We start from the raw sequence: 22960 nt of genomic DNA on the forward strand, positions 1-22960 counted from the left end.
GCGGGACGGCGGTCGCCCTGTCTCTAGTCCGTCGTGGTCTGGCGGCGAAGGATGAGACGGATGGCGTCCAGACCGTCCGTCAGCGCAGCGGGACCCGGCTGCAGGATCAGAGGCGACTTGATCTCATGGACCCTTCCGTCCCTGACGGCGGGGATCGCATCCCAGCCGGCGCGGCTGCAGATCCTGTCCTTTGCGACCTTCTTCCCGCACCAGGAGGCGAGGATGATCTCGGGCGCCGCGGCGAGGACCCGCTCCGGCGCGACGATGCGGTCCTTCGCGGCGGCGCAAACGGAGAGCTCGGCGAAAACGTCGTCGCCGCCCGCGATGTCGATCAGCTCCGAGACCCAGCCGACGCCGCTGATGAGCGGGCCGTCCCACTCCTCGAAATACACGCGGGGGCGCGGCAGCCCCGCGCTCGCCTCGCGGATCTCCTCGATCCGCGCCTCGTAGGAGGCTGCGAGCCATTCCGCGCGCTGGGGGGCGCCGACCAGCGCGCCGACGCAGCGGATCATCGCGAGGACGCCGGCGACGTCGCGCTGATTGAACGCGTGGACATGGACGCCGGCGCGGATCAGCTCGGCCGCGATCTCCGCCTGGAGGTCGGAGAAGGCGAGGACCAGGTCCGGCTTCAGCGCGAGGATCTTCGGGATGTCCGCCGTGGTGAAGGCCGAGATGCGCGGCTTTTCCCGGCGTACGCGCGCAGGCCGCACGGCGTAGCCGGAGACGCCGACGATCCGGGCGTCCTCGCCGAGCAGATAGAGCGTCTCGACGGTCTCCTCGGTGAGGCAGACGATCCGGTCCGGCGGGAAGCTGCGCATCGACGTCTCCTCTCGGCGATCAGGCGGGAAGGCCTCTTTGCAGCGCGCCGACGCGGGCGGCCGCGCGCTCGTGCCGGGTGAGGGGCTTTAGGCCGGCGCCATGCTCCTCATACGCCGCGGCGCGCTTCACAGAGACGAGGCGTCCGTCGCCGAAGCGGTCCAGCATCGCCTGAAAGGCGGCGTGGCGCGCCGGATCGAAGGGCGTCGGGCGGCCCCGCGCGTCGCGGAGCGGGTGAGGGGGAGCGAAGCCGCCGCAGGGCGTGAGACCTTTCGGGATCGGCGCGTCGGCGGCGTGGGTGCGGCCGGTTCTCATCAGCTTCGGCAGAACATGGGTGTGCGGGCCGCGCGGGCTCTCGCCGCCTGGGGCGGGGATCGGCTGGAACACCTCGACCCGGCCGAAACGGGCGACGAAGACGCGGTGCGGGCTCGCCGTCATGACGGCCATCATGGCGCCGTTGGAGACGTCGAACAGCGACCGCCCCTCGCTCTTTCTGAGAGCGTCGATCAGCCGGACGTCGCTGGTCCGGACGCAGGCGTCGACCTGCAGCCGGTCGAGGCCGAGGTCGAACAGGATGGCGCGGCGGTCGTCGGCGCGCACGGCGGCGAGGTCGAGGCCGAGCTCGGTGACGACGCGGCGGCGGTTCATGTGGCAGGCCTCGTGCGGCAGGCAGAGCGCGACCCGCTGGCTCCAGGTGGCCGCCCGGCTCATCGCCGTCTCGTAGGCGAAGAGCGTCAGGTCCTGCATCGGTTCGAGCCGCATCGCGCCGCGGGCGGTGAAAGCCGCGAGGCCGCGGTCGCCGGGAAACGCCGCCGGCTCGTCGACGTCGCGCATGAATTCGGCGACGACGCCGAAGCTCCCGAGATGCCAGTGCGTCTCGGCTGATCGGATCTGCGCCTCCAGCGCCGCCGCGACCTCGTTCATCGTTCCCTCTCGGTTGGATCGATCCGGCGCCAGGGCGCGACCAGCGGCTCGCCATCGGCTTCGGCGCGGGCGAGCCTCACGCCGTAGGCGGCCGCGGCCGCCGCATCGGTCAGGACCTCGGCGGGCGCGCCGTCGCCGATCACGCGGCCGTCCGCCATCAGCACGAGGCGGTCGCAGAAGCGGCTCGCGAGCGTGAGGTCGTGGAGCACGACCACGACGCCCATGCCCCGACGCGCCGCCTCGGCGAGGCGCTCCATGACGCCGAGCTGGTGGAACGGATCGAGCGCCGCGACCGGTTCGTCGGCGAGCAGCCATTCGCCTTCGACCGCGAAGGCGCGCGCGAGCAGGATGCGCGCGCGCTCGCCGCCGGAGAGCCCGTCGATCGGGCGATCCCGGAAGCCCTGCGCGTCGGCCGCCTCAATGGCGCGCTCGACCGCTTCCGCGTCGCCGGGAAGCGCAGCGCGGCCGAAGCGGCGATGCGGAAGGCGGCCGAGCGCGACGACGTGGTCGGCCCTGAGCGGCCAATGGCCCTCCGACGACTGCTCGAGGTAGGCGAGCTTCCTCGCGAGCGTGCGCCGCCCGAGCTCCGCCAGCGACCGTCCGTCGTAGCGGACCACGCCCTCGTCGGGCGGCCTCAGCCCTGCAAGCGCGCGGAACAGCGTCGTCTTGCCGGCGCCGTTGGGACCGATGAGACCGACGAGCCGGCCGGGTCGGAGCGTCAGCGAGACGTGGTCGACGCGCGGTCTCCCGCCGATAAGGACGGTGAGGTTTTCGGCCGCGATCTCCATCACGCCTCCCGCCTCAGCCGCCAGAGCAGCGACAGGAAGAAGGGCGCGCCGATCAGCGCCGTGACGACGCCGAGCTTGAGCTCGGGCCGCACCCCGACCAGCCGGACGCCGATGTCGGCTGCGAGCACGAGCGCCGCGCCGCCGAGGCCGGAGACCAGCAGCAGCCGTCCGGGCCTTCCGCCGACCAGCGGCCGCAGCAGGTGCGGCGCCACCAGCCCGACGAAGCCGATCGCGCCCGCGACCGCAACCGACGCGCCGACCGCGAGCGCGGTTCCGACGATCAACAGCCCGCGCACCCGGCTCATGTCGAAGCCGAGGCTCGTCGCCGTGTCCTCGCCGAGCGTCAGCGCGTCGAGCGCGGGGCCGGAGGCGAGGATCATCAACCAGCCGGCGGCGAGCAGCGGGGCGGCGAGCTGGACATGGGTCATGCTGCGGTCGGCGAGCGAGCCCATCAGCCAGAACATGACCTCCATCGCCGCGTAGGGGTTCGGCGAGAGGTTGAGCGCGAGCGCGGTCAGCGCGCCGGCGAGGCTGTTGATGGCGACGCCTGCGAGGATCAGCGTCATGGTCGCCGGGCCCCGGCCGGCGAGCGCGTAGAGAGCCGCGACCGCGGCGCCGGCGCCCAGAACGCCCCCGATCGGGAGCGCGAGGCCGAAGGAGGCCGAAAGGCCGGAGTAGAACGCCATCACGGCGCCGAAGGCCGCGGCGCCCGAGACGCCGATCACGCCGGCGTCGGCCAGCGGGTTGCGCAGCAGGCCCTGCATGGCGGCGCCGGCGAGCCCAAGGCTGAAGCCGACCAGCGCGCCGATCAGCGCGCGCGGCAGTCTGAGCTCGATCAGCACCAGGGCGTCCAGCGACGGCCGGCCGGCCAACGCGTCGGCGATCGCCTCGCCGAGATCGATCGGCGCGTAGCCGACGACGATGGACACGCCGAGCGCAGCGACGACAATCCCGGACAGCGCCGCGACCAGCGCGCCGTAGCGTGGCGGGCCGGAGACCGAGCCTTCGACGGGCCAGGCCGTCATCGAGCGATCCCCGCCGCGGCGTCGACCAGCGCGTCGTAGGCGTTCGCGATCTCGGGGCCGTAGCAGGTCCAGAATTTCGGCGGGATCGCCACCACGCGCACGCGGTCCCCGAGCCGCTTCAACGCCGGGTGATTCAGGATTTCGGTCGCCATCGCGGGCGGGCCGGCGCGTTCGCCGTCGACGATCAGCAGGTCGACGCCCGACGTCAGGATCGTCTCCAGCGGAAGCTGGCCGTAATTGTCGAGCTTCAGCTCCGCCGCGACGTTCACCAGCCCGGCCCGCCGCATCAGCTCGTCCGAGAGCGAGCCGGGGCCGGCGGTGAAGCCGTTCGGCCGCAACACCGCCGCACGCAGCTTCGGCTCGCGGACGGGCGCGGGCCGCGACAGGCGCCGCTCGAGCTCGGCGATCATCGCCTCCCCGCGGTCGGGATGCCCGATCGCCTCCGCGACGCGGCGGATCTCCGCCCGCACCCCGTCCAGCGTGCGCGGCGCTTCGGCCTCCACGACCCTGAAGCCGATGCGCCTCAGCACCGAGGCGGCCTGCCGTGCGGTGTAGCGGCCCGCGAGCACGAGGTCGGGCCGCGCCGCCACGACCTCCTCGGCGAGGCCCCTGTTGGCCGGAACGCCTATGACTTCGGCGGCGACGTTCGAGCCGGCCGAGACCGCCGATAGCCATGTGACGGTCGCGACCTGCGAGGGGTCGCCGAGCCGGACCAGCAGCTCGTCGGTGCACAGATTGATCGACGCGACGCGGGCGGGGGGCGTCCCGGCCGCGCGCGCCGGATGGGCCGTGAAGGCGAGCGTCACGGCGAAGGCGAGCAGCGCGCCGCGCACACCGATCGCCGAAGCCGCACCGCTGGTCGTCGCTCGCCTCACGGCGCCGTCCGCGCCGCAGATCGTCTCGGTCGGCCCTCGCGGGACGATGGTCTCGTCGGGCATTGCGCCCCCCTTGTTTCGGAGCAGGAGGCCGGCGTCGGCGGCCGGCGTCGTCAGAACGAGACCTTGACGCCGCCATAGGCCGCGCGGCCCGGCGTGTTGTAGGTGAGGACCTCCTCGTATTTCCGGTCGAAGAGGTTCTCGATCCGCCCGTAGACCTCGGCGTTCTCGTGGACCTTGTAGGAGCCCGCGAGGTTGACGAGCGTGTAGGCCTTCAAGGGCGCGCTGGTCCGGGCGTAGGTCTTCGCGTCGTAGGCGAAGTCGCGCTGGCGACCGTTGTAGACCACGCCGAGGTTCACGTTCGCCTTGCCCTCGAGGAAGGCGTAGTTGGCGTTGAAGCTCGCGACGTGCCGCGGCCGGCGCACCAGCGTGGCCCCGGTGGCGTCTTCGCCGTCCGTGAAGGTGTAGGCGCCGCGCAGCGTGAGGCCATCGAGCGGCCTGACGGTCAGCCCGACTTCGACGCCGTCGATCCTGGTCGTGCCGGCCAGATTGATCGGGCGGTTGACGAAGCCGGTCGGGTCGCCCGGATCGGCGACCGTCTCGCTCGAGATCAGGTCCCTGACGCGCTGCTGGAAGTAGGTGGCGTCGAAGACGACCCGGTCGCTCCAGAGCGGCTGGTCGAAGCCGGCGTCCCAGCCCTCGCCGCGCTCGGGCTTCAGGTCGCCGTTCGGGATGTAGTTCCCCGAGAAGCCGAACAGCTCGAAGGTCGTCGGGTTCTTGACGCCCGTGCCCCAGGACGCGCGCAACTTGGTCCCGGTCTGGTCGAAGGTGTAGGCGCTCGCGAGGCGGTAGGTCGTCGCCTCCTTGAAGCGGTCGTTGAAGTCCTGGCGGACGCTTCCCGTGACGAACAGCTTCTCGAAAAAGCCGATCTGGTATTGGCCGACGAGGCCTGCGTCGTCGATGTGCCTGCGGAGCGGGTTCGCCGCGTCTTCGGGATACGGAAACGCCGTGAAGCTCTTCACGGCGTCGCGCGTGTGATCCGCGCCGAAGGTGAGCACATGGCTCGCCGGAAGCGCGCCTTCGGTCCGGAAACGGAGATTGGTCTGGTAGTCGAACCGCGTCATCTCGCCGAGCGAGGCGTAGGTCTTCAGGCCCGTCCCGTCGAAGCTGCGCCGGTCCTGGTTCGTGTAGGACAGGCCGAGCACATGGTCCCACGCGCCGTCGAGCAGCGTCGCCTTGGCCTGCGCGCGGCCGAAGAACTGCTTGCCCGTCTCGGTGTCGCGATTGTCGACCGAGGCGGCGAACGGATAGCCGTCTGACGCCGCCCCGAAGCCGTCGCGATCGGCGTCGAACTCCGTGTAGCGGGCGACGCCCGAGAATTCGAGGTTCTCCGTCGGCCTGACCGAGACCTTGGCGAGGCCGGTTCCGCTCCTGTAGCGGTCACGGTCGAGAGAGCTGGTCGGCGCGTAGGCGTCGAACCGCGTCGCGGTCGAGACGCCGCGGGTGCTGAAGCCCTGGCCGGCGATCAGGTAGTCGTAGGCCGCGGTTCCGCCGGACACCGAGGCCGTCCCGGTCGCCGTGTTGAACGAGCCGCCCTCGATGCTGGCGCGGAAGCGCGTCGGCCCCGGCTCACCCTTGCGAGTCACGATGTTGATCACGCCGCCGATCGCGTCCGAGCCGTAAAGCGCGCTTTGCGGACCCCGCAGCACGTCGACGCGCTCGACCTCGAGGTTGAGCAGGTTCGCGAAGTCGAACTCCGCGCTCGTGCCGGGGTCGTTCATGCGGACGCCGTCGACCAGGACGAGGGTCTGGTTGCCCTCCGAACCGCGGATGCGGATCTGGGTGAGCGCGCCGACCGGCCCGGTGCGGTTCACCGCGACGCCGGGCAGCTCGCGCAGCACGTCAGAGACGACGCGGATCTGGCGCTGCTCCAGCTCCTCGCCGGAGATCGAGGAGACCGCGCTGCCGATCGCGGCTGGCGGGCCCTCGACGCGGTTGGCGGTGACGGAGATCTCCTCGAGCTCCGTGGGGCCGTCGGCCGGCGCCGTCTGGGCCGCGGCGGAGGAGATCAGGCAGGCGGAAAGGGCCGCGGATGCGGCGAGGCGCGCGCAGGCGCCCTGTGAGCGGTGAGGAAGGCTGGACATCGGGACCCCGAGCGGGACGAGTGGCACGTCACCGCGAACTCGAGGTCTCACCCGTCACGCGCGGTCGCCCACGCCCGATGGCTCGCCCACCATCGGTGCACCCCGCCCGACGCGTTCGCGTGTGACCACACGACTGACGGCAGGTCTCCTGGCTCGCGGGTCGCTGCGGCTCCGTCGCCTTCCCAGACCGAAGTCCAGTGGCCGATGACGAAGTCGCTCGCCGCTCACAGTAGCGGGGGCTGCCGCGGCATGGGGTCGTGAGACCGGCACCGCGTTCCCTTTTGATCCCCGAGGGGAACCGTCGCGACGGACGCTATGGCGGAAATGTGGCGCGAGTCAACTGACGCCGGGGCCGCTTCGACTGATCGCCAATCTGGCGATAACTTGGCAAGTCTGGCTGGGGCGGGAGGATTCGAACCTCCGAATGGGGGAATCAAAATCCCCTGCCTTACCACTTGGCTACGCCCCATCGACCGACTATGGCCGGACGCGGCGATGGATAGCGGGGTCGAGCGGCCCCCGCAACAGCGCCGCGCGGCCCGAGGGCCGCCGGATGAAGCGGAGCGCATGAGCGAAGACATCGAATTCGACAGGTCGCGCGACGCAGTGGCCGGCGCGGTCGTCGAGGTCGCGCCGCTCGTGCGCCGCATCATCGCGCCGAACGCTTCGCCTTTCACCTTCACCGGAACCGCGAGCTACCTTATCGGAAAGGGTAAAGTCGCGCTGGTCGATCCGGGGCCGGAGGACGCCCGCCATCGCCGCGCGGTGCTTGCGGCGCTCGATGGCGAAACGGTCACGCATATCGTCGTCACCCACACCCATCTCGACCACACCGGCGGGGCCGCGGCGATGGCCGAGGCGCTCGGCGCGCCGCTGGTCGGCGCCGGCGCGCACCGCACCTTCCGTCCGCTGCACGAGGGCGAGACGAACCGCCTGGAGGCGGGCGCCGATCACGTCTACCGGCCGGATATCGAACTCGCGGACGGCGACGCCGTCACAGGCCCGGGCTGGTCGCTGGTCGCCGTCGCGACGCCCGGCCACACCGCCAACCATCTCGCCTTCTCCCTGCCGGAAGCCGACGTCCTGCTGTCGGGCGACCATGTGATGGCGTGGTCGACGAGCGTGGTCGCCCCGCCCGACGGCGCGATGGGCCCCTATGTCGCCTCGCTCCGCAAGCTGATCGCGCGGCCGGAAGACGTCTATCTGCCCGGGCACGGCCCGGCGCTCAGGAACGCCCGGCAATTCACCCGTCATCTGCTCGGCCACCGGCTGATGCGCGAATCCGCGATCCGCGGGCGGCTCGAACAGGGCGCGCGGCGTATCCCGGAGATCGTCGCCGAGCTCTATCGCGGTCTCGATCCGCGGCTCGCCGGCGCCGCCGGGCTGTCGGTGTTCGCCCATCTCGAGGAGCTCGTCGCGCGCGGGGAAGCCGCGACCGACGGCGTTCCCCGGCTCGACGGGATCTATCGCGCAGCAGGGTGAGGGCAGGTCAGGGGGCGGCGTTCGCGGCGGCGGCGGCGAGGTCGGCCAGGAACAGGCGGATGCGATCGGCGTTGGCGCCGAAGTCGATCCCGGCGAGCCGCGAGGCCGAGCGCATGTCGACCTTCGCGCCGTCGCCGTCGGGACGCACGCGGATCGTCACGACGTCGCGCAGCCGCAGCAGCGGCGTCGGGGCGACCGCCTCGATGCGGCCGGTCGGCGGACCGCCGCGCGGAAAGGCGGTCGGCCCGACGATGCGCCAGCCGCGGGATTCCACGAGGCCGAGCGCGAGATTGGCGACGTCCTCGGGGGCGAGCGCAATCCGCAGCGGCGCAAGGTCGGGATAGGCGGCGCGCTGCAGCGCCGCCATCTCCGGCGCGATCGCAGGTCCGGGGGCGGGGCGGTCGCCGGGATCGCGCTGGGCGCCGGCCCGGTCGAAGCGCGGCGGGTCGGCGAGGTCGGTCGAGACGTCGTCGGTCGCGCGTCCTGTGAGGTTGCGCGCCGCGACATAGGCGGGGCCGGCGAGCACGGCGCCGGCCAGCACGACGGCGAAGAAGGCGCGCACGCCGCCGCGCCGGCCGCCCACCCACACCGAGACCATGGCGGCGACGCCGACGAGCGCCGCGAGCGCCGCGAGCGTCAGGCCCGCGAGGAAGACGCTGAAGCCCGCGGCCGCCTCGACCGCGTGGGTGCGCAGCAGGACCGCCGAACAGCCCGTCACCAGGATCGAGAACCACGCGAGAGCGAGCGCCAGTCCTGCGAGCCGCGAGCGGCCGCGAGGCGGAAGTCGGAGGTCGAGGGTCATGCGCGTGCGCCGCAGATGCGTTTGAGGGCGGCGAAGGCCGGCCCGTCCATCAGCGGGCGCGCCGGCGGCGCGCCGGCCGCCGCGTCGTCGATCGCCCGCCGCCGCGCCTGGGCGTCGGGATGCGAGGCCAGATATCCGAACACCATGCCGCCGTCAGCCTTGTCCTCGCCGGCCAGCCGCGTCAGCAGCGCGCCGAGCGCCTTGGGATCCGCGCCGAGCTTGCGCATTAGGCGCACCGAATAGGCGTCGGCGTCGCTCTCCGCTCCCCGGGAGTAGGACGCCTCGGAAAGAGCCCGCACAACTGCGACCGCCGCGCCGCCGCCGACGAAATCGCCGAGCACGAAGCCGAACAGGAAGGACAGGCCGCCGGCCTGCAACACCCGCCGCGCGCCGTCGCGGGCGGCGACGTGGCCGATCTCGTGGGCGAGCACGCCCGCAATCTCGTCGCCGCTTTGGGCGCGCGCGATCAGGCCGTCGAACAGGTAGACCGGGCCTCCGGGCAAGGCGAGGGCGTTGGGGATGTCGCTCCGCACCGCGACGATGGTCACGGGGAAGGGGAGCGAGGCTGCGCCCGACAGCCGTTCGCCGAGAGCGTCGAGCGCCGCGCGGCCGTCGCGCTCGTCCGGACCATCGCCGCAGGCGAAGCTGCCGCGGCGCACCGGCAGGATCAGGCGGATCTGGCCGTCGAGGGCCTCGCCCATCCGCCGGTCGACGCTCCACGGCAAGGCGGGCGCGACGCGGTCGATCAGAGCGGGCAGGCCATAGAGGCCGAACACGACGAACGAGACCACCGCGGCCAGGCTCCAGGCGACCACCTTGCGGTCGACGCTCCTGTCGGAACCGTTCGACAGGTTCGGCGCGCGGGCGCGGATCTCGCGGGCGAGCGCCGCGTCGCGGATTTCGAGTCGCGCGAGCGCCGCGCCGCCGTCGCGCGTCAGCCGCAGGCCGCCGCTGGGATCAGCGACTTCGCGCAGCTCGCCAAACGGCCAGTCGAGGATCGGACGGCCGTCGGGCGCTATGATGCGAAGCGCCGTCACGCCGAGCTCGACATGGACGTCCTGCCGCCTGGCCGTCCGCCCGTCGAAATAGACGCCGAGGCCGCTGCTCATCCGGTCAGAACCCGCCGAAATCGAGCGCATCGGCGACGCCTTCGCCGAACGCGTTCGCCGGCGGAGTCGTCGACTGCGCGGCCATCAGCCGTCCGAGCCCCGCGATCGTCACGCTCTCGAAGGACCGCTTCCAGATCAGTCTTGCGCCGAAGATCTGCCAGACGGCGGCGACCGCGACGCCGGCGGCGAAATAGGACAGCGCGAACAGGATGGCGAACGCCGGACCGGCCTCGACGCCGCCCGCCTTCGCGCCCGACGCGTAGCCCAGCGCGGCCGCGACCGCGCCGATCGCGACGAGGCACACCACCGCCAGCAGGCCGAAGCCGAGATAGATGCGCAGGAACGCGAACAGGCCAAGGTCGGTCGTCACGCGCGTTTCGCCGATGCGGGACCCCTGCGCCCACCAGCGGAACTCGATCGCCTGATAGAGCGGCAGGATGACGACGAGCGCGATCGCGATCGCCAGTCCCGCGCCGACCGCAGCCATCCCGATCATGACGTCGCCGGACGGAGCGTCGCCCGACTGATGCTGGCTGACGACCCGGCCGACAAGCGCCAGCGGCCCGAGCACCGTGACCATCGCGATGAGCCAGAGCAGGACCCCGCGGCGGAACAGCTGCCGGCCGGTCGCGTCGAACGAAGCCTTCTGGTCCCCGAACCAGGTGTTCTCCATCTTGTAGCGTTCGAGGCTCGCCCGCATGAACGGGTAGAGCAGGCCGATGCTCACGATCGCGAGCAGTCCCCAGCCGATCGAGCGCGCGGCGTAGACGAAGCCCGAGCCGCTCTGCTGGAACCGCACGCCGCGCCAGACGGTCCGGGTGAGGCGATAGCGACGGGCGCGGAACAGCGCGAACTGCGCGAGCACGACGAAGCCGAGCGAGAACAGCGGCTGAAGGACCGCCTGCGCCGAGGGACCCGCGACGAGCGCGCCGAACTGGATCGCGGCCGAAAGCGGCGCGACGACCGCAAGCGCCACGAGGAAGCCGAGGAACAGCTCGATCCCGCGGCCGGCGTACTCCAGCCTGTCGCCGTCGATCTCGGTCCCGCCCCACAGGAAGCGCCGGACGTTCGTCACGAACCAGAACCGGTAGACGCCGAGCGTGAGAAGCGTGAGCGCGAGACCCTTCAGCACGACCGGCGCCATGGCGCCCGCCGTCCCGTGGAAGCGGGGCCGCGCTTCCGCCGGGCCGACGCTCCAGCCGGTCTCGTTCATGCCAGTCGCCGCCCCCGCCGCGGCCGGAACCGCTCAGGCGCGATCAAACCACGAGTCGATGCGGGGTGGCGAGATCGACGATCGCAGCGAGCGCTTTGCGCTTCGACCCATAGCTCGTCGTGGTCCGGCTTGACCGGACCACCCATGCCGGGCGCTGAGCGCCACGCTTGAACATGGGTCCTCCGGTCGAGCCGGAGGACGACGGCGGTGGTAGTCGAAGCATCGACCGGCTCCGGCAGCCGCCGGCCTGCGTGGGAGAGCCCCTCAGGCCGCGTGTCGGACGTTCTCGCTCGACGCCCAGCCTTCAGCGCGGTCGAGCGCGCGGCCGAGGCGATCGAACAGCAGGTCGATCTCGGCTTCCGTGATCACCAGTGGCGGGCAGATCGACACCGCGTCGCCGATGGCGCGCACGATCAGGCCTTCCTCCTCAGCGAAGGCCACGATCTTGGCTGCGACCGCGCGCTTGGGATCGAAGGAGCGCTTGGTCGCCTTGTCCGCGACCGCCTCCAGCGCGCCGACCAGCCCGACGCCGCGAGCCTCGCCCACCAGCGGATGATCGGCGAAGGCCGTCAGCCGCTTCTGGAAGTGCGGTACGATGCTCCTGACATGGCCGAGGATGTTCTCGCGCTCGTAGATCTCCAGCGTCTTGAGCGCGACGGCGGCTGCGACCGGGTGGCCGGAATAGGTGAAGCCGTGGCCGAAGACGCCGATCTTCGCGCTCTGCGATGTCAGCGCGTCGTCGATCCAGTCGGGGATGATGACGCCGGCGATCGGCGCATAGGACGACGACAGCTGCTTCGCGATCGAGATCGTGTCCGGCTTCATGCCGAGCGCGGTCGAGCCGAACCATTCGCCGAGCCGCCCGAAGCCGCAGATCACCTCGTCGGCGATCAGCATGACGTCGTGCTTCTCGAGCACCTGCTGGATCTTCTCGAAATAGGTCTTTGGCGGCACGATCACGCCGCCCGCGCCCATCACGGGCTCGGCGATGAAGGCCGCCACCGTCTCGGGACCCTCGGCCTGGATCATGGCGTCGAGGTCGTCGGCGAGCCGCGTCGCGAACTGCTCCTCGCTCTCGCCGTCGAGCGCGAAGCGATAGTGGTGCGGGCAGGCGGCGTGCCTGATCCCTGCGATCGGCAGGTCGAAGTCGATGTGGTTGTTCGGCAGGCCGGTGAGGCTGGCGCTCGCCACCGTCACGCCATGATAGGCCTTGATCCGGCTGATGATCTTCTTCTTCTGCGGCCGCCCCAGCGCGTTGTTGACGTACCAGACGAGCTTGACCTGGGTGTCGTTGGCCTCCGAGCCCGAATTGCAGAAGAACACCTTGGCGGCCTGGGTCGGCGCCAGCTCCTTCAGCTTCTCGGCGAGGGCGATCGCGGGATCGTGGCTCTTGCCGGTGAAGAGATGCGCGAAGGGCAGCTTGCGCATCTGTTCGGCGGCGGCCTGCACCAGCTCCTCGCGTCCATGGCCGAGCGCGTTGCACCAGAGGCCGGCCATGCCCTCGAGATAGGGCTTGCCGTCGACGTCGTAGACGAACACGCCCTCGCCGCGCTCGAGGATGAGCGATCCCTGCGCCGGCAGCGTCGAGAGGTTGCTGTAGGGGTGGAGCACGGTGGCGGCGTCGCGCGCCTGCAGATTGGTCACCATCGGGAAATCGCCTCGTTCGGGCCGGTCCGGCGAACAGACCTTAGGGCGGATCAAAGCCGGCGGGGAAGCCTCCCGGCCGGCTTTGGCGCGTGCGCCGCAGCAATAAATAATGGCGTCGGCGATGAGTCTTTGGTGGAACATTAAGGCGAAGTCGCCGTTAATGCGGCGGTCCGCCAAATTCCGCCCGGTGCAATGACGATGCGGCTCGCCCTGTTCGGCGCCTCCATCATGCTCGCCGCCTACGCGACGATGACTCACGTCACCTATCTCAACACCGGCGGCTACTCCGCGGACTGGCCGGAATATCGCCGCATCGCGGTCGTCTCCCCGCAGGACTGCGCCGCTTTGCTCGGCCGCGCCGAGCGAACGCTTGGCGAGAGCCATGGCCTGCGCTGCGAGGGCGTGCCGCGCTGGCGCCACTGGGCCAACCTGACCCGCGCGGCCTATGATCGCGACGGCGTCGGCGGCGTCGCGCTGGCTGTGCTCGGAGGTCAGGCGGTCGCGAGCGCCGCGGCTGCGCCGACGGCGCCCTGAACCGCCGTTCTCGTCCTGGTCATCCGGCTGAAGCGCTGGGCTGACGAAGAGGCCTAGCGCTCCGCTCCGGACTTATCCCCGGCCTGCTTCGGCGCCTCATCAGTCGGATCCGCGGGTTCGTCCACGGCCCACTGGCACAGCTTGCCATTTCCCCGGCGCGGCTGGAGGTCGACGTGGAGGTGGTCCTCGTGGTGGCTGTCCGAGCCGGGGCCAAGCACCGTGCTGAAGCGTCCGCAGGCGGCGCCCTTCACCACCGAGGCGAGCGCGTCGGGCATCTCCTTGGCGTAGATCCCGAAACTGCGGCCGTCGGCGAGCGCCAGCCCCGAAATGTCCATCGCATTGGCCCGGCCGTGCTCGCTGAGCTTGCCGCCGGCGACATTGTTGCGTCCGCGGCAGACATAGGAGCCGGCGATCTCGAGCTTCGCGAGCGAGGCTCCCGCAGCTTCGGCCGCCGGCGCGAGGTCGTCGCGGACGTAGGCCGCCACGGTGCGCGCCATCGCGCAGCGCAGGGTCGCGGCCGGCTTGATCTCGACCACGCCGCCGTTCTTGCGACGCACGCCGGTCAACTCCACCAGCGGCCCCGCGCTGCAGACCCCCGGGCCATCGATCGAGGACAGAGGCTTCTGGACGGCGACCGCCTCGGCGTCGAGCGCCTTGCAGTCCGGATCGTCCTCACGCGCGACCTCCGGGAGAGCGACGTCGGGCGGTCCAGGCTCGGGCGGCAGCGTCGGCAGCGGGGCCTTCGGGATCAGCGCGGCGGTCTGCATGTCGCCGGGCTTCTTCGGCGGCAGCGGGATCTCCCCGTCCGTCGGCGCCGCGGCTTGCGCTTCGACCACGGGCCGTTGCGGAGGCAGGGGCGGCCCGTCCTGCTCGACGTCCGGGTCGGGCTCGTCGGCCGGGATCGGATGAGGAATCAGCGCGACCACGAAGGCCGGCGCCGGCGCTGGGCCATCGGGCGAAAGCGCCGGCGCGGCGTCCGGCGGCGGCAACTGGGCCGCGACCGCGCGCCACTCGGCCTGCGTCGCCTCGGAGCGCGCGAAGGGCGCGAGCGTGGGCGGACGGTCGAGATGGGGCAGCGCGTCCGCGGCTGCCGGCTTCGCCGGGCTGGCCGGAGCTGCGACCGGCCGCTTGCCCTGCTGAAGGCCGGGCTTGGCGGTCTTCGCCGGCTTCGGGGAACGCTTGGTCCGGCGGGCCGGCTTGCGCTCGCTTTGCCAGGGAAGCCGCAACTGCGGCCACGGCGTCGCGGACTTCGCCTCGCGCGCCGCCACGGGAATCGGCGCCGCCGGGACGGCTGCGACGATAAGGCCGGCTGCGAGCAGCTGAGCAAGACGCCGTACGAAAGGGATTGTCATCCGGTCATCATCTGGGGCGCGAAGGCCCCCGGGGCGAGCCCGGCCTTGGTCTGGCGCAAGGCGCGCTTCGTGCTAGAAGCCGGTCCGTGTCCGTTTTCAATCCCGCGTCGTTTCAGACGCCGCCCTCGCGGGCCCGCCTCGTCAGGCGGGTCTTCTACGTTCCGGGCTACGCGCCCGAAGGCGCCGCGCGGCACAGGGATCTGTTCGCGCGCGAGGCCGCGCGCTTCGCCTCGCTCTGGAAGGTCGACGTGCAGGTTTCGGCGCTTCAGCCGGGAACCGGCGGGGTCGCCGCCTGCGAGTGGCGCGCGCGGACGCGGATGTCTTCCGCCGAGGTCGAAACCGTGGTCGAGACCCTGGCCTGGGATGATCTGGTCGCGGCCGATTTCCGCGAGCCGCTCGTCGCGAAGCTCGCGAAGGGCTTCGCCGCGCTGCTCGACTCGCTGGTTTCCGGCACGCTGTTCCGCGTCGCCCGCGCCGCGCCGTGGTTCGCCTTCGGATACCTCTATCCTTATCTCTGGCTGCTGGGCTGCGTCGCCGCGGGCGCCGCGGCCGGCGTCGCCGCCTCCTGGCTTGCGCCCGCCGGGTTCGGCTTCGCGCTCGGCCTGGCCGCCGGCGCCGCCGTCGCCTATGGCGCGCTGAAGGCGCTGCACGCGTCGTCGACGCTCTACGCCATCCACCTGCTGGACGACTGGATCGCCCAGCGCCGCTATCGCCGACGCGCGGACCCCGCGCTGGACGACCGGCTCGACGGGTTCGCCGAGCGCATCGTGCGTGCGGCGGCGGAGCGGACGGACGACGAGATCGTCGTTGTCGGCCACAGCTCCGGCAGCTTTCTTGCGATCGACGTGATGGCGCGCGCCTTCGAGGCCGATCCCGAACTCGGCCGCCGCGGGCCGGCGATCACGCTGCTGACGGTCGGAACCGCCGAGCTGCTGGTCGCCTTCCATCCCGGCGCAGGCTGGTTCCGCCAGCGGCTCGCCCGGCTCGCGCGCGAGCGCTCGCTCTACTGGGCGGAGGTCGCGGGCTATTTCGACGTGCTCAACTTCGCCCGCCGCAGCCCGGCGGAGGAGCTCGGCCTCGCCGGCGGCGACGAGAGGCCCAATCCGCGCTTCCGCCGCGTCAAGATCAACGCGCTGCTCAACCGTCCCACCGTGCTCCGGCTGGCGACCAGGCTGAAAGTCTTCCGTCTGCATTTCCAGTTCGTCATGGCGAACGAGCGGAAGGCCGGATACGACTTCTTCTCGTTGATGTGCGGAGCGCGCACCGCCGCCGAACAGTTCTCGCGCCCGCCGGGAGAACCGATGGACCCGTTCCCGGCAGCCGCCCCCGCCCGGTTTGCGCCGACCATGACGGTGCTGTAACCGTGATGTCTCAATCCTGAGTTTCGACGCAGAACCCGTGACATCTCCGTCTGCAACGCCGCTGCTCGACACGGTCCGCTTGCCGTCGGATCTGCGCGCGCTTCCCGAAGACCGCCTCGCCGAGCTCGCCGATGAGCTCCGCCGCGAGACGATCGACGCCGTCTCGGAGACGGGCGGCCATCTCGGCGCCGGGCTCGGCGTGGTCGAGCTGACGGTGGCGATCCACCACGTGTTCGACACGCCCGACGACCGCGTGATCTGGGACGTCGGCCACCAGGCGTACCCGCACAAGATCCTGACCGGGCGGCGCGACCGCATCCGCACCCTGCGGCGCGGCGGCGGGCTGTCCGGCTTCACCCGTCGCGCCGAGAGCGAGTATGACCCGTTCGGCGCCGGCCACTCCTCGACGTCGATCTCCGCCGGCCTCGGCATGGCGGTGGCGCGCGATCTGACCGGCGGCGACAACCACGTCGTCTGCGTGATCGGCGACGGGGCGATGTCGGCCGGCATGGCCTACGAGGCCATGAACAACGCCGGCGCGCTGGGCTCCCGGCTCATCGTCATCCTCAACGACAACGACATGTCGATCGCGCCTCCGACCGGCGCGATGTCGGCCTATCTCGCGCGGCTCGTCTCCAGCCGCACCTATCTGTCCCTGCGCGACATCGGCCGGGTGCTGGCGAAGAAGCTCCCGAAATTCGTCGAACGCGGGGCGCAGAAGGCGGAGGAATACGCGCGCGGGCTCGCCATGGGCGGCACGCTGTTCGAGGAGCTCGGCTTCTTCTATGTCGGGCCGATCGACGGCCACAATCTCGACCACCTGCTGCCGGTGCTCAAGAACGTGCGCGACGCCGAGCTCGGCGGCCCGATCCTCGTCCACGTCGTCACGCAGAAGGGCAAGGGCTACGCGCCGGCGGAAGCCTCGGCCGACAAATATCATGGCGTCAGCGCCTTCGACGTCGTTTCGGGCGCGCAGGCCAAGCCGAAGGCGAACGCGCCAAGTTACACCAAGGTGTTCGCCGAGAGCCTGATCCGCGAGGCGGAAGCGGACGATCGGATCGTCGCCATCACCGCCGCCATGCCCGGCGGCACCGGGCTCGATCTGTTCGGCCGCGCCTTCCCCGACCGCACCTTCGACGTCGGCATCGCCGAGCAGCACGCCGTCGCCTTCGCCGCCGGACTGGCGACGGAAGGCCTGAAGCCGTTCTGCGCGATCTACTCGACCTTCCTGCAGCGCGCCTACGACCAGGTGGTCCACGACGTCGCGATCCAGAAGCTGCCCGTCCGCTTCGCGCTCGACCGCGCCGGGCTGGTCGGCGCCGACGGCGCGACGCACGCCGGCGCCTACGACCTCGCTTATCTCGGCTGCCTGCCGGACTTCGTGCTGATGGCGCCGGCCGACGAGGCCGAGTTGGCCCATATGGTCGCGACCGCAGCGGCCTATGACGAGGGGCCGAGCGCCTTCCGTTATCCGCGCGGCGAAGGCGTCGGCGTCGAGCTGCCGATGCGCGGCCGGGTGCTGCAGATCGGCCGCGGGCGGGTCTTGCGGGAGGGCGCGAGCGTCGCGCTGCTGTCGCTCGGCACGCGGCTCGCCGCCGCCCAGGAGGCGGCGGAGGAGCTTGCGCTCAAGGGCGTTTCGACCACCGTCGCCGACGCGCGCTTCGCAAAGCCGCTCGACCGCGACCTGATCCTGCGCCTCGCGCGGAGCCATGAGGTGCTGATCACCATCGAGGAGGCCGCCCCCACCGGCGGCTTCGGCGCGACCGTGCTCCAGCTGCTTGCGACCGAGGGCGTGCTCGACCGCGGCCTGAAGATCCGCGCCCTCGCGCTCCCCGACCGCTTCATCGACCACGACCGGCCCGACCGCCAGCTGGCGGAAGCGGGGCTGGACGCCAGGGCGATCGCCGCGACGGCGCTCTCCGCTCTGGGACGCGAGGGATGGGCGCTCAGGGCCTAGGGCGCGCGGATCTGCGAGGCTTGTACCTCTCCGGTCGCTTGTTTCGGCTCCCGTCCGCCGCATTTGCGCTGACATGACGGGCCGTGGAGAGACACTTGCGGGGCTTTGACTTCAGCTCGTGGCAGAGCGTGCTGGCCACGTTGGCGGGCCTCGGGCTGGTCACGCTCATCGGCGTCGGCGTCCGCCTGTTGATGATGGCCACCATTCAGCAGCGTCGCGAGCGCATGAACCGCCAGATCAACGAGCGGCTCCGTGTGCTGATCGCGGCCTACAAGGCCCTGGGCGGCTCGTTCACCGGCGACCTGGTCGTCGATCCGAGGCATCTCCGCGATCTGAAACGTGGCCAGCCCGTCGCCGGCGCGCTCGACCCGACCGTCGAGGCAGGAGCGGCGTCGGACAGGACGCGGCGCATCCGCGACATCGTCGAATCAGCCTTATCGGACATCCTGCTCCTGGGAACCGAAGAGCACGTCCGTCTGGCGGAGCACGCCGTGCGCGAACTGGTGGCGGGGCGTCCCGTTCACACCCATGAGCTGGTCGTGTCGCTCCGCGATTTCATCCGCGAAGCGCTCGATCTCGACCCGATCCCGCGTCATCTCGCGATCCCGATGCAGGGCCCGGCCCGGCCGTCGCCCACAGGCGGGGGAGGCAAGAGCGAGCGCGGAAAGCAGCAGGCCAAGCAGGGAGAGGCGGGAGACGGCGGCATGGGTCTTGGCGGCGGAATGGGCCTGGGCGCGAGCGTGGACGAGCCGTCCTCGTCCGGTCACCACTCCTGAAAGTCGCCTTGCTGATCCGGCGGAGCGGATATTCGGGCGAGGCCGTCTGACGTCGGACGCCGAGCCCCTCTCTTTGCGCGGCGCTGACCGGACGAGATATGCATTGCCATCGGGCATCGCGGGGACCAGCCTAAATTTACGGCTGGGGGATGGTCCTCGAGCTGAGCGGATTGACCGCGCCAGCGCTATCCGGTCCTTGCGGCCCACTGAATGTTCGAGTCGCGCGGTCTTGCGTTGATGCGACGGAACCCCTGATCCGCGGCAATTTCAGGAATACGCAGAAGCGGCGTCCCGACCGGAGGCGTCGCGTCGGCGCGTTCTCGCGTCTCGCCATTGAAGGCCCCTCCATGTCCGCTCCGTACGTTGCGCCCTCCAGATCGTCATCCGACACGCCCGGTTCGCCGCCGACGGATCTGAAGCCGATCTTCTTCCTCGCGTGGCTGCTGTGCGCGATCTTCTATTTCTACCAGTACGTGGTGCGCTCGGCGCTCGGCGTCATGAGGGACGAGCTGACGGCCGCCTGGGGCGGCAACGACATCGGCGCGATGATCTCGGCCTATTACGTGGCCTATGCGCTGATGGCGCTCGTCGCCGGCGTCCTGCTCGACCGCTACGGCGCGCGGCGCACCATCCCGTTCGGCATCCTGGTCGTCGGCGTCGGTTGCCTGGTGTTTGCGCAAGGCAGCGCCGCCGCCGGCATGATCGGCTTCGTGATGCAGGCGATCGGCGCCATCTTCGCCTTCATCGGCTCGTCCTATGTGGCGGCGCGCTACCTGCCGTCGCGGATGCTGGCGGCCTTCGTCGGGCTGACGCAGTGCCTCGGCATGGCGGGCGCGGCGTTCGGCTCGAAGCCTGTCCACATGGCCATCGACCCGGCGGGATCCTTCCAGATCGGCTGGCAGCACGTCTGGGCCGCCTTCGGCGTGGCGGGCTTTGTGCTCGCGGTCGCCGTCTGGCTCATCATGCCGCGGGAAAAGGGCGATAGCCCGAGCCATCACGCGGAGCTGTCGGTCGCCGGCGTGCTGCATCCCTTCAGGGTCGTGTTCTCCAATCCGCAGAGCTGGATAGCAGGGGTGGTCGGCGGCTTGCTGTTCATTCCCACCACGATCGGCGCGCTGGTGTGGGCCACCGCCTTCCTGCACGACGGCCAGCAGATGCCGATGGCGGCGGCCGCCTCCGACGCGGCCATGGTGCCGATCGGCTGGGTGATCGGCTGCCCGCTGCTCGGCTTCATCTCCGACCGGATCGGCCGGCGGAAGCCCGTGCTGATCGGCGGCGCGCTCGTCATGCTCGCCGCGGGACTCGCCGCGATCTACGTGCCTGCCGGAACCTTCCCGCGCTATTCCGTGGCGCTGGTCCTCGGCGTCGCCTCCGGCGCCGCGATGATCCCGTTTTCGATGATGAAGGAGGTCAATCCCTCCGAGGTCAAAGGCACGGCGGCGGGCGTGATGAACTTCCTGGTGTTCCTGACGACCGGCGTGATGTCGCCGTTCATCTCGCGCCTGATGGTCCCGACCGGCGACGCCCCGCTGACGTTGCAGGGCTTCCAGACCGCCTTCCTGCCGCTCGTCTTCGGCGTCGTGGCCGCGATCGTGCTCAGCCTATTCCTGCGCGAGACCGGAGCCGCGGCTGTGGCCCCGGCGGCGAAGGACACGAGCTTCAGGGCGCAGCGCGCCTGAGGACCATCTACAAACCTTGCGCGATGACGCGGAAAGCAGCCCCATGGACGTGACCGTCTTCAGCACCAAGCCCTATGACCGCCAGTTCTTCGACGCGGCGGCGGGCCGCCATCGCCTGACCTATCTGGAGGCGCATCTGTCGCCGAAGACCGCCGCGTTGGCCAAAGGCGCCGGCGCGGTCTGCGCCTTCGTGAACGATCAGGTCGACGCCGCCGTGCTCGACACGTTCAAGCAGCTCGGCGTCGGGCTCGTCGCCCTGCGCTCCGCCGGCTTCAACAACGTCGATCTGGCGGCCGCCACCCGGAACGGGATCGTCGTCGCCCGTGTTCCGGCCTATTCGCCGGAAGCTGTCTCGGAGCACGCCGTCGCGCTGATGCTCTCTCTCGACCGCAACATCCACCGCGCCTATGCGCGGGTGCGGGAGGGCAACTTCGCGCTCGACGGCCTGATCGGCTTCAACCTCCACGGCCGGACCGTGGGCGTGGTCGGCACCGGCAAGATCGGCGCAGGCGTCGCGCGCATCATGCTCGGGTTCGGCTGCAAGGTCGTGGCCTACGATCCGGTCCCCGACCCGGAGTCGGTCAAGCTCGGCGTCGCGTACATGCCGCTCCCCGAACTGCTCGCGGTCTCCGACATCGTCACGCTGCACTGCCCGCTGACGCCGGACACCCGCCATTTGATCGACGCCGCGGCGATCGCCGGCATGAAGCACGGCGCCATGCTGATCAACACCAGCCGCGGCGGGATCATCGACACGCAGGCCGTGATCGCCGGACTGAAGAGCGGCGCGATCGGGCGTCTCGGCCTCGACGTCTACGAGGAGGAGGCTGACCTGTTCTTCGAGGACATGTCCGACCAGCTGATCGAGGACGACGTCTTCGCGCGTCTGCTGACCTTCCCGAACGTGCTCGTCACCGGCCATCAGGGCTTCTTCACCACCGAAGCGCTGACCGCGATCGCCGAGACGACGATCGCCAATATCGACGCCTTCGAAAAGACCGGCCGGCCGCTCTACGAGACGCCGGCGCCGAAGAGTCCCGCGCCTGTTGCGGCCGCGCGTTAGATCAGCCCGCCACGCAACGCTCCTAAAGCCCAAGCATCCGCGCGATCTCGTCGGCGGCCGTCGTCGGCGCGATCTCGCCGTCGGCGACCTCCCGCTCGAGCTCCGGCACGCGGCTCGCCAGCCGCGGATCGTCGGCCAGGCGTTCGCGGAAACGGGCCTCGACCATGGTCCACATCCAGCGCACCTGCTGCTTCTCGCGGCGCGCCTTCAGTTCCCCCGAACGGTCCCGCGCGGCGTGGCAGGCCAGGATGCGGGTCCACAGCGTGTCGAGGCGAAGGTCGTCGCGGCCGGATACGGTGAGCACCTCGGGCGTCCAGGCGCCGCCATGAGCCGCCAGAATGCGCAGCGCCGCGGAGTAGTCGGCCGCCGCCGCCTTGGCGCGGGTCTCGCCGTCGCCGTCGGCCTTGTTGACGGCGATGATGTCGGCGATCTCGATCACGCCCTTCTTGATGCCCTGCAGTTCGTCGCCGCCGCCGGGCAGCATCAGCACCACGAACACGTCCGTCATGTCGGCGACCGTGATCTCGGACTGGCCGATGCCCACGGTCTCGACCAGCACCACGTCGAAGCCCGCCGCCTCCATCAGCAGCATGGTCTCGCGGGTGCGCGCCGCGACCCCGCCGAGCGTGCCGGCGGAGGGGGAGGGGCGCACATAGGCCGAGCGGTCGAGCGCGAGACGGTTCATCCGCGTCTTGTCGCCGAGGATCGAGCCGCCGGTGCGCGTCGAGGACGGATCGACCGCGAGCACCGCGACCTTGTGGCCGGCGGCGGTGAGCCGGCTGCCGAGCGCGTCGATCGTCGTCGACTTGCCGACGCCGGGCACCCCGGTGATCCCGACGCGCACCGCCTTGCCGGTGTCGGGCAGCAGTTCCTGAACCAGCGCCCGGGCGGCGGCCTGATGGTCCGCGCGGCGGGATTCCGCCAGCGTGATGGCGCGCGCGAGCGCCGCGCGGTCGCCTAGGCGGATGCGGGCTGCGACCGCGGGCACGTCGATCTCGGGGCGGGCGGGGGACAATCGGGTCTGAATCGCTGGAGTTCCGAGGTTTGGAGAAAGGCTAGCAGGTCACGCGAGCCAGGGCGAAGCCGCTGCGCCACCCCTTATTCACCGCGTCACGAAAATCTGTTCGCCACCGCCGAACTGTCATCTCACGTTCAGCGTTGAGGCGGATAAGATGTTACAGAATGTTTCATGCCCTGGGAGGGCCCGATGAACGCGGATCGCATGGAAGGTCTCTATCGCCAGATCAAGGGACGGCTGCAGCAGGTCTGGGGCCGGACGATCGGCGACCGGGCTCTGGTGATGCGCGGCAAGGCGACCGAGTTCGCGGGCGCGGCGCAGGCCAGCTTCGGCCGCGCGATGGGCGCGACCCGCCATTTCGGTTTCCGCCGCCGCCTCGGGGTGTGAAGCTGCAC

At 71.0% G+C, this 22960-nt stretch carries 21 protein-coding genes, 1 tRNA gene and 1 riboswitch; of the genes, 8 read left to right on the plus strand and 14 right to left on the minus strand.

The window, feature by feature from the left end:
* Window positions 1-23: 23 nt before the first annotated feature.
* The 7 genes from PKE75_RS02130 to PKE75_RS02160 form a co-directional block, all read right to left on the minus strand.
* Window positions 24-818 (minus strand): cobalamin-binding protein, encoded by a 795-nt coding sequence (locus tag PKE75_RS02130; protein ID WP_271167042.1) that lies wholly within the window; start codon window positions 816-818, stop codon window positions 24-26.
* Between the two features lie 19 nt (window positions 819-837).
* Window positions 838-1740 (minus strand): DUF6925 family protein, encoded by a 903-nt coding sequence (locus PKE75_RS02135; RefSeq protein ID WP_271167043.1) that lies wholly within the window; start codon window positions 1738-1740, stop codon window positions 838-840.
* Window positions 1737-2528: an ABC transporter ATP-binding protein gene (locus PKE75_RS02140; RefSeq protein ID WP_271167044.1), complete on the minus strand. Its 792-nt coding sequence runs from the start codon at window positions 2526-2528 to the stop codon at window positions 1737-1739. Before PKE75_RS02140 ends, PKE75_RS02135 begins: the two co-directional genes overlap by 4 nt.
* Complete coding sequence (locus PKE75_RS02145; RefSeq protein WP_271167045.1) at window positions 2528-3553, minus strand: FecCD family ABC transporter permease; 1026 nt, start codon at window positions 3551-3553, stop codon at window positions 2528-2530. The genes PKE75_RS02140 and PKE75_RS02145 overlap by 1 nt, the downstream gene beginning before the upstream one ends.
* Window positions 3550-4491, minus strand: coding sequence for an ABC transporter substrate-binding protein (locus PKE75_RS02150; protein ID WP_271167046.1), 942 nt, complete (start codon window positions 4489-4491; stop codon window positions 3550-3552). The genes PKE75_RS02145 and PKE75_RS02150 overlap by 4 nt, the downstream gene beginning before the upstream one ends.
* 50 nt (window positions 4492-4541) lie before the next feature.
* Complete coding sequence (locus tag PKE75_RS02155; protein ID WP_271167047.1) at window positions 4542-6572, minus strand: TonB-dependent receptor plug domain-containing protein; 2031 nt, start codon at window positions 6570-6572, stop codon at window positions 4542-4544.
* A 121-nt stretch (window positions 6573-6693) separates the two neighbouring features.
* A riboswitch (cobalamin riboswitch) is annotated at window positions 6694-6890 on the minus strand.
* Window positions 6891-6966: 76 nt separating this feature from the next.
* A tRNA-Gln gene (locus tag PKE75_RS02160) sits at window positions 6967-7041 on the minus strand.
* A gap of 98 nt (window positions 7042-7139) precedes the next feature.
* Between PKE75_RS02160 and PKE75_RS02165 the strand changes: the two genes are divergently transcribed.
* The gene (locus PKE75_RS02165) at window positions 7140-8054 is read left to right on the plus strand and encodes an MBL fold metallo-hydrolase (RefSeq protein ID WP_271167048.1); all 915 of its coding nucleotides are present in this window, start codon (window positions 7140-7142) and stop codon (window positions 8052-8054) included.
* Window positions 8055-8061: 7 nt separating this feature from the next.
* On the opposite strand, the gene PKE75_RS02170 is transcribed toward PKE75_RS02165, so the two are convergent.
* From PKE75_RS02170 to PKE75_RS02190, 5 genes are all read right to left on the minus strand, one after another.
* Window positions 8062-8856 (minus strand): DUF1499 domain-containing protein, encoded by a 795-nt coding sequence (locus PKE75_RS02170; protein ID WP_271167049.1) that lies wholly within the window; start codon window positions 8854-8856, stop codon window positions 8062-8064.
* Window positions 8853-9965, minus strand: coding sequence for a M48 family metallopeptidase (locus PKE75_RS02175; protein ID WP_271167050.1), 1113 nt, complete (start codon window positions 9963-9965; stop codon window positions 8853-8855). The genes PKE75_RS02170 and PKE75_RS02175 overlap by 4 nt, the downstream gene beginning before the upstream one ends.
* A 4-nt stretch (window positions 9966-9969) precedes the next feature.
* The gene (locus PKE75_RS02180; RefSeq protein ID WP_271167051.1) at window positions 9970-11178 is read right to left on the minus strand and encodes a YjgN family protein; all 1209 of its coding nucleotides are present in this window, start codon (window positions 11176-11178) and stop codon (window positions 9970-9972) included.
* 43 nt (window positions 11179-11221) lie between these two features.
* Window positions 11222-11353 (minus strand): hypothetical protein, encoded by a 132-nt coding sequence (locus tag PKE75_RS02185; protein WP_271167052.1) that lies wholly within the window; start codon window positions 11351-11353, stop codon window positions 11222-11224.
* Between the two features lie 89 nt (window positions 11354-11442).
* Window positions 11443-12825, minus strand: a complete 1383-nt coding sequence (locus tag PKE75_RS02190) for an aspartate aminotransferase family protein (RefSeq protein ID WP_271167053.1) — start codon at window positions 12823-12825, stop codon at window positions 11443-11445.
* A gap of 198 nt (window positions 12826-13023) precedes the next feature.
* Here PKE75_RS02190 and PKE75_RS02195 point away from each other — a divergent pair, with 198 nt between their 5' ends.
* Window positions 13024-13359 carry a hypothetical protein gene (locus PKE75_RS02195; protein WP_271167054.1) on the plus strand — a complete coding sequence of 112 codons (336 nt, stop codon included), beginning with the start codon at window positions 13024-13026 and terminating at the stop codon, window positions 13357-13359.
* Window positions 13360-13412: 53 nt separating this feature from the next.
* Here PKE75_RS02195 and PKE75_RS02200 read toward each other — a convergent pair whose 3' ends face one another.
* Window positions 13413-14711, minus strand: a complete 1299-nt coding sequence (locus PKE75_RS02200; protein ID WP_271167055.1) for an extensin family protein — start codon at window positions 14709-14711, stop codon at window positions 13413-13415.
* Window positions 14712-14797: 86 nt separating this feature from the next.
* Here PKE75_RS02200 and PKE75_RS02205 point away from each other — a divergent pair, with 86 nt between their 5' ends.
* The 5 genes from PKE75_RS02205 (at window position 14798) to PKE75_RS02225 (ending at window position 21547) form a co-directional block, all read left to right on the plus strand.
* Entirely contained in the window at window positions 14798-16072 is a 1275-nt protein-coding gene (locus PKE75_RS02205; RefSeq protein WP_271167056.1) for a hypothetical protein, read from the plus strand.
* A 37-nt stretch (window positions 16073-16109) separates the two neighbouring features.
* Window positions 16110-18029 carry a 1-deoxy-D-xylulose-5-phosphate synthase gene (gene dxs, locus PKE75_RS02210; protein WP_271167057.1) on the plus strand — a complete coding sequence of 640 codons (1920 nt, stop codon included), beginning with the start codon at window positions 16110-16112 and terminating at the stop codon, window positions 18027-18029.
* Window positions 18030-18124: 95 nt separating this feature from the next.
* Window positions 18125-18805, plus strand: coding sequence for a hypothetical protein (locus PKE75_RS02215; RefSeq protein ID WP_271167058.1), 681 nt, complete (start codon window positions 18125-18127; stop codon window positions 18803-18805).
* Window positions 18806-19152: 347 nt separating this feature from the next.
* Window positions 19153-20484 carry an MFS transporter gene (locus PKE75_RS02220; protein WP_271167059.1) on the plus strand — a complete coding sequence of 444 codons (1332 nt, stop codon included), beginning with the start codon at window positions 19153-19155 and terminating at the stop codon, window positions 20482-20484.
* A 43-nt stretch (window positions 20485-20527) separates the two neighbouring features.
* A complete protein-coding gene (locus tag PKE75_RS02225; protein WP_271167060.1) occupies window positions 20528-21547 on the plus strand; it encodes a 2-hydroxyacid dehydrogenase in 1020 nt (339 codons plus the stop codon).
* A gap of 22 nt (window positions 21548-21569) precedes the next feature.
* On the opposite strand, the gene meaB is transcribed toward PKE75_RS02225, so the two are convergent.
* The gene (meaB, locus tag PKE75_RS02230) at window positions 21570-22562 is read right to left on the minus strand and encodes a methylmalonyl Co-A mutase-associated GTPase MeaB (RefSeq protein WP_271167061.1); all 993 of its coding nucleotides are present in this window, start codon (window positions 22560-22562) and stop codon (window positions 21570-21572) included.
* A gap of 192 nt (window positions 22563-22754) precedes the next feature.
* Here meaB and PKE75_RS02235 point away from each other — a divergent pair, with 192 nt between their 5' ends.
* A complete protein-coding gene (locus PKE75_RS02235) occupies window positions 22755-22952 on the plus strand; it encodes a CsbD family protein (RefSeq protein WP_271167062.1) in 198 nt (65 codons plus the stop codon).
* Window positions 22953-22960: the final 8 nt, after the last annotated feature.

It is taken from the genome of Hansschlegelia plantiphila, from assembly GCF_027922265.1.
Classification (GTDB): Bacteria; Pseudomonadota; Alphaproteobacteria; order Rhizobiales; family Methylopilaceae; genus Methylopila; species Methylopila plantiphila.

Excerpts from the sequence above, each read along its gene's own strand:
- PKE75_RS02130 (WP_271167042.1), bottom strand. The coding sequence starts at position 818 with ATGCGCAGCTTCCCGCCGGACCGGATCGTCTGCCTCACCGAGGAGACC.
- PKE75_RS02135 (WP_271167043.1), bottom strand. The coding sequence starts at position 1,740 with ATGAACGAGGTCGCGGCGGCGCTGGAGGCGCAGATCCGATCAGCCGAG.
- PKE75_RS02140 (WP_271167044.1), bottom strand. The coding sequence starts at position 2,528 with ATGGAGATCGCGGCCGAAAACCTCACCGTCCTTATCGGCGGGAGACCG.
- PKE75_RS02145 (WP_271167045.1), bottom strand. The coding sequence starts at position 3,553 with ATGACGGCCTGGCCCGTCGAAGGCTCGGTCTCCGGCCCGCCACGCTAC.
- PKE75_RS02150 (WP_271167046.1), bottom strand. The coding sequence starts at position 4,491 with ATGCCCGACGAGACCATCGTCCCGCGAGGGCCGACCGAGACGATCTGC.
- PKE75_RS02155 (WP_271167047.1), bottom strand. The coding sequence starts at position 6,572 with ATGTCCAGCCTTCCTCACCGCTCACAGGGCGCCTGCGCGCGCCTCGCC.
- PKE75_RS02165 (WP_271167048.1), top strand. The coding sequence starts at position 7,140 with ATGAGCGAAGACATCGAATTCGACAGGTCGCGCGACGCAGTGGCCGGC.
- PKE75_RS02170 (WP_271167049.1), bottom strand. The coding sequence starts at position 8,856 with ATGACCCTCGACCTCCGACTTCCGCCTCGCGGCCGCTCGCGGCTCGCA.
- PKE75_RS02175 (WP_271167050.1), bottom strand. The coding sequence starts at position 9,965 with ATGAGCAGCGGCCTCGGCGTCTATTTCGACGGGCGGACGGCCAGGCGG.
- PKE75_RS02180 (WP_271167051.1), bottom strand. The coding sequence starts at position 11,178 with ATGAACGAGACCGGCTGGAGCGTCGGCCCGGCGGAAGCGCGGCCCCGC.
- PKE75_RS02185 (WP_271167052.1), bottom strand. The coding sequence starts at position 11,353 with ATGTTCAAGCGTGGCGCTCAGCGCCCGGCATGGGTGGTCCGGTCAAGC.
- PKE75_RS02190 (WP_271167053.1), bottom strand. The coding sequence starts at position 12,825 with ATGGTGACCAATCTGCAGGCGCGCGACGCCGCCACCGTGCTCCACCCC.
- PKE75_RS02195 (WP_271167054.1), top strand. The coding sequence starts at position 13,024 with ATGCGGCTCGCCCTGTTCGGCGCCTCCATCATGCTCGCCGCCTACGCG.
- PKE75_RS02200 (WP_271167055.1), bottom strand. The coding sequence starts at position 14,711 with ATGACAATCCCTTTCGTACGGCGTCTTGCTCAGCTGCTCGCAGCCGGC.
- PKE75_RS02220 (WP_271167059.1), top strand. The coding sequence starts at position 19,153 with ATGTCCGCTCCGTACGTTGCGCCCTCCAGATCGTCATCCGACACGCCC.
- PKE75_RS02225 (WP_271167060.1), top strand. The coding sequence starts at position 20,528 with ATGGACGTGACCGTCTTCAGCACCAAGCCCTATGACCGCCAGTTCTTC.
- PKE75_RS02235 (WP_271167062.1), top strand. The coding sequence starts at position 22,755 with ATGAACGCGGATCGCATGGAAGGTCTCTATCGCCAGATCAAGGGACGG.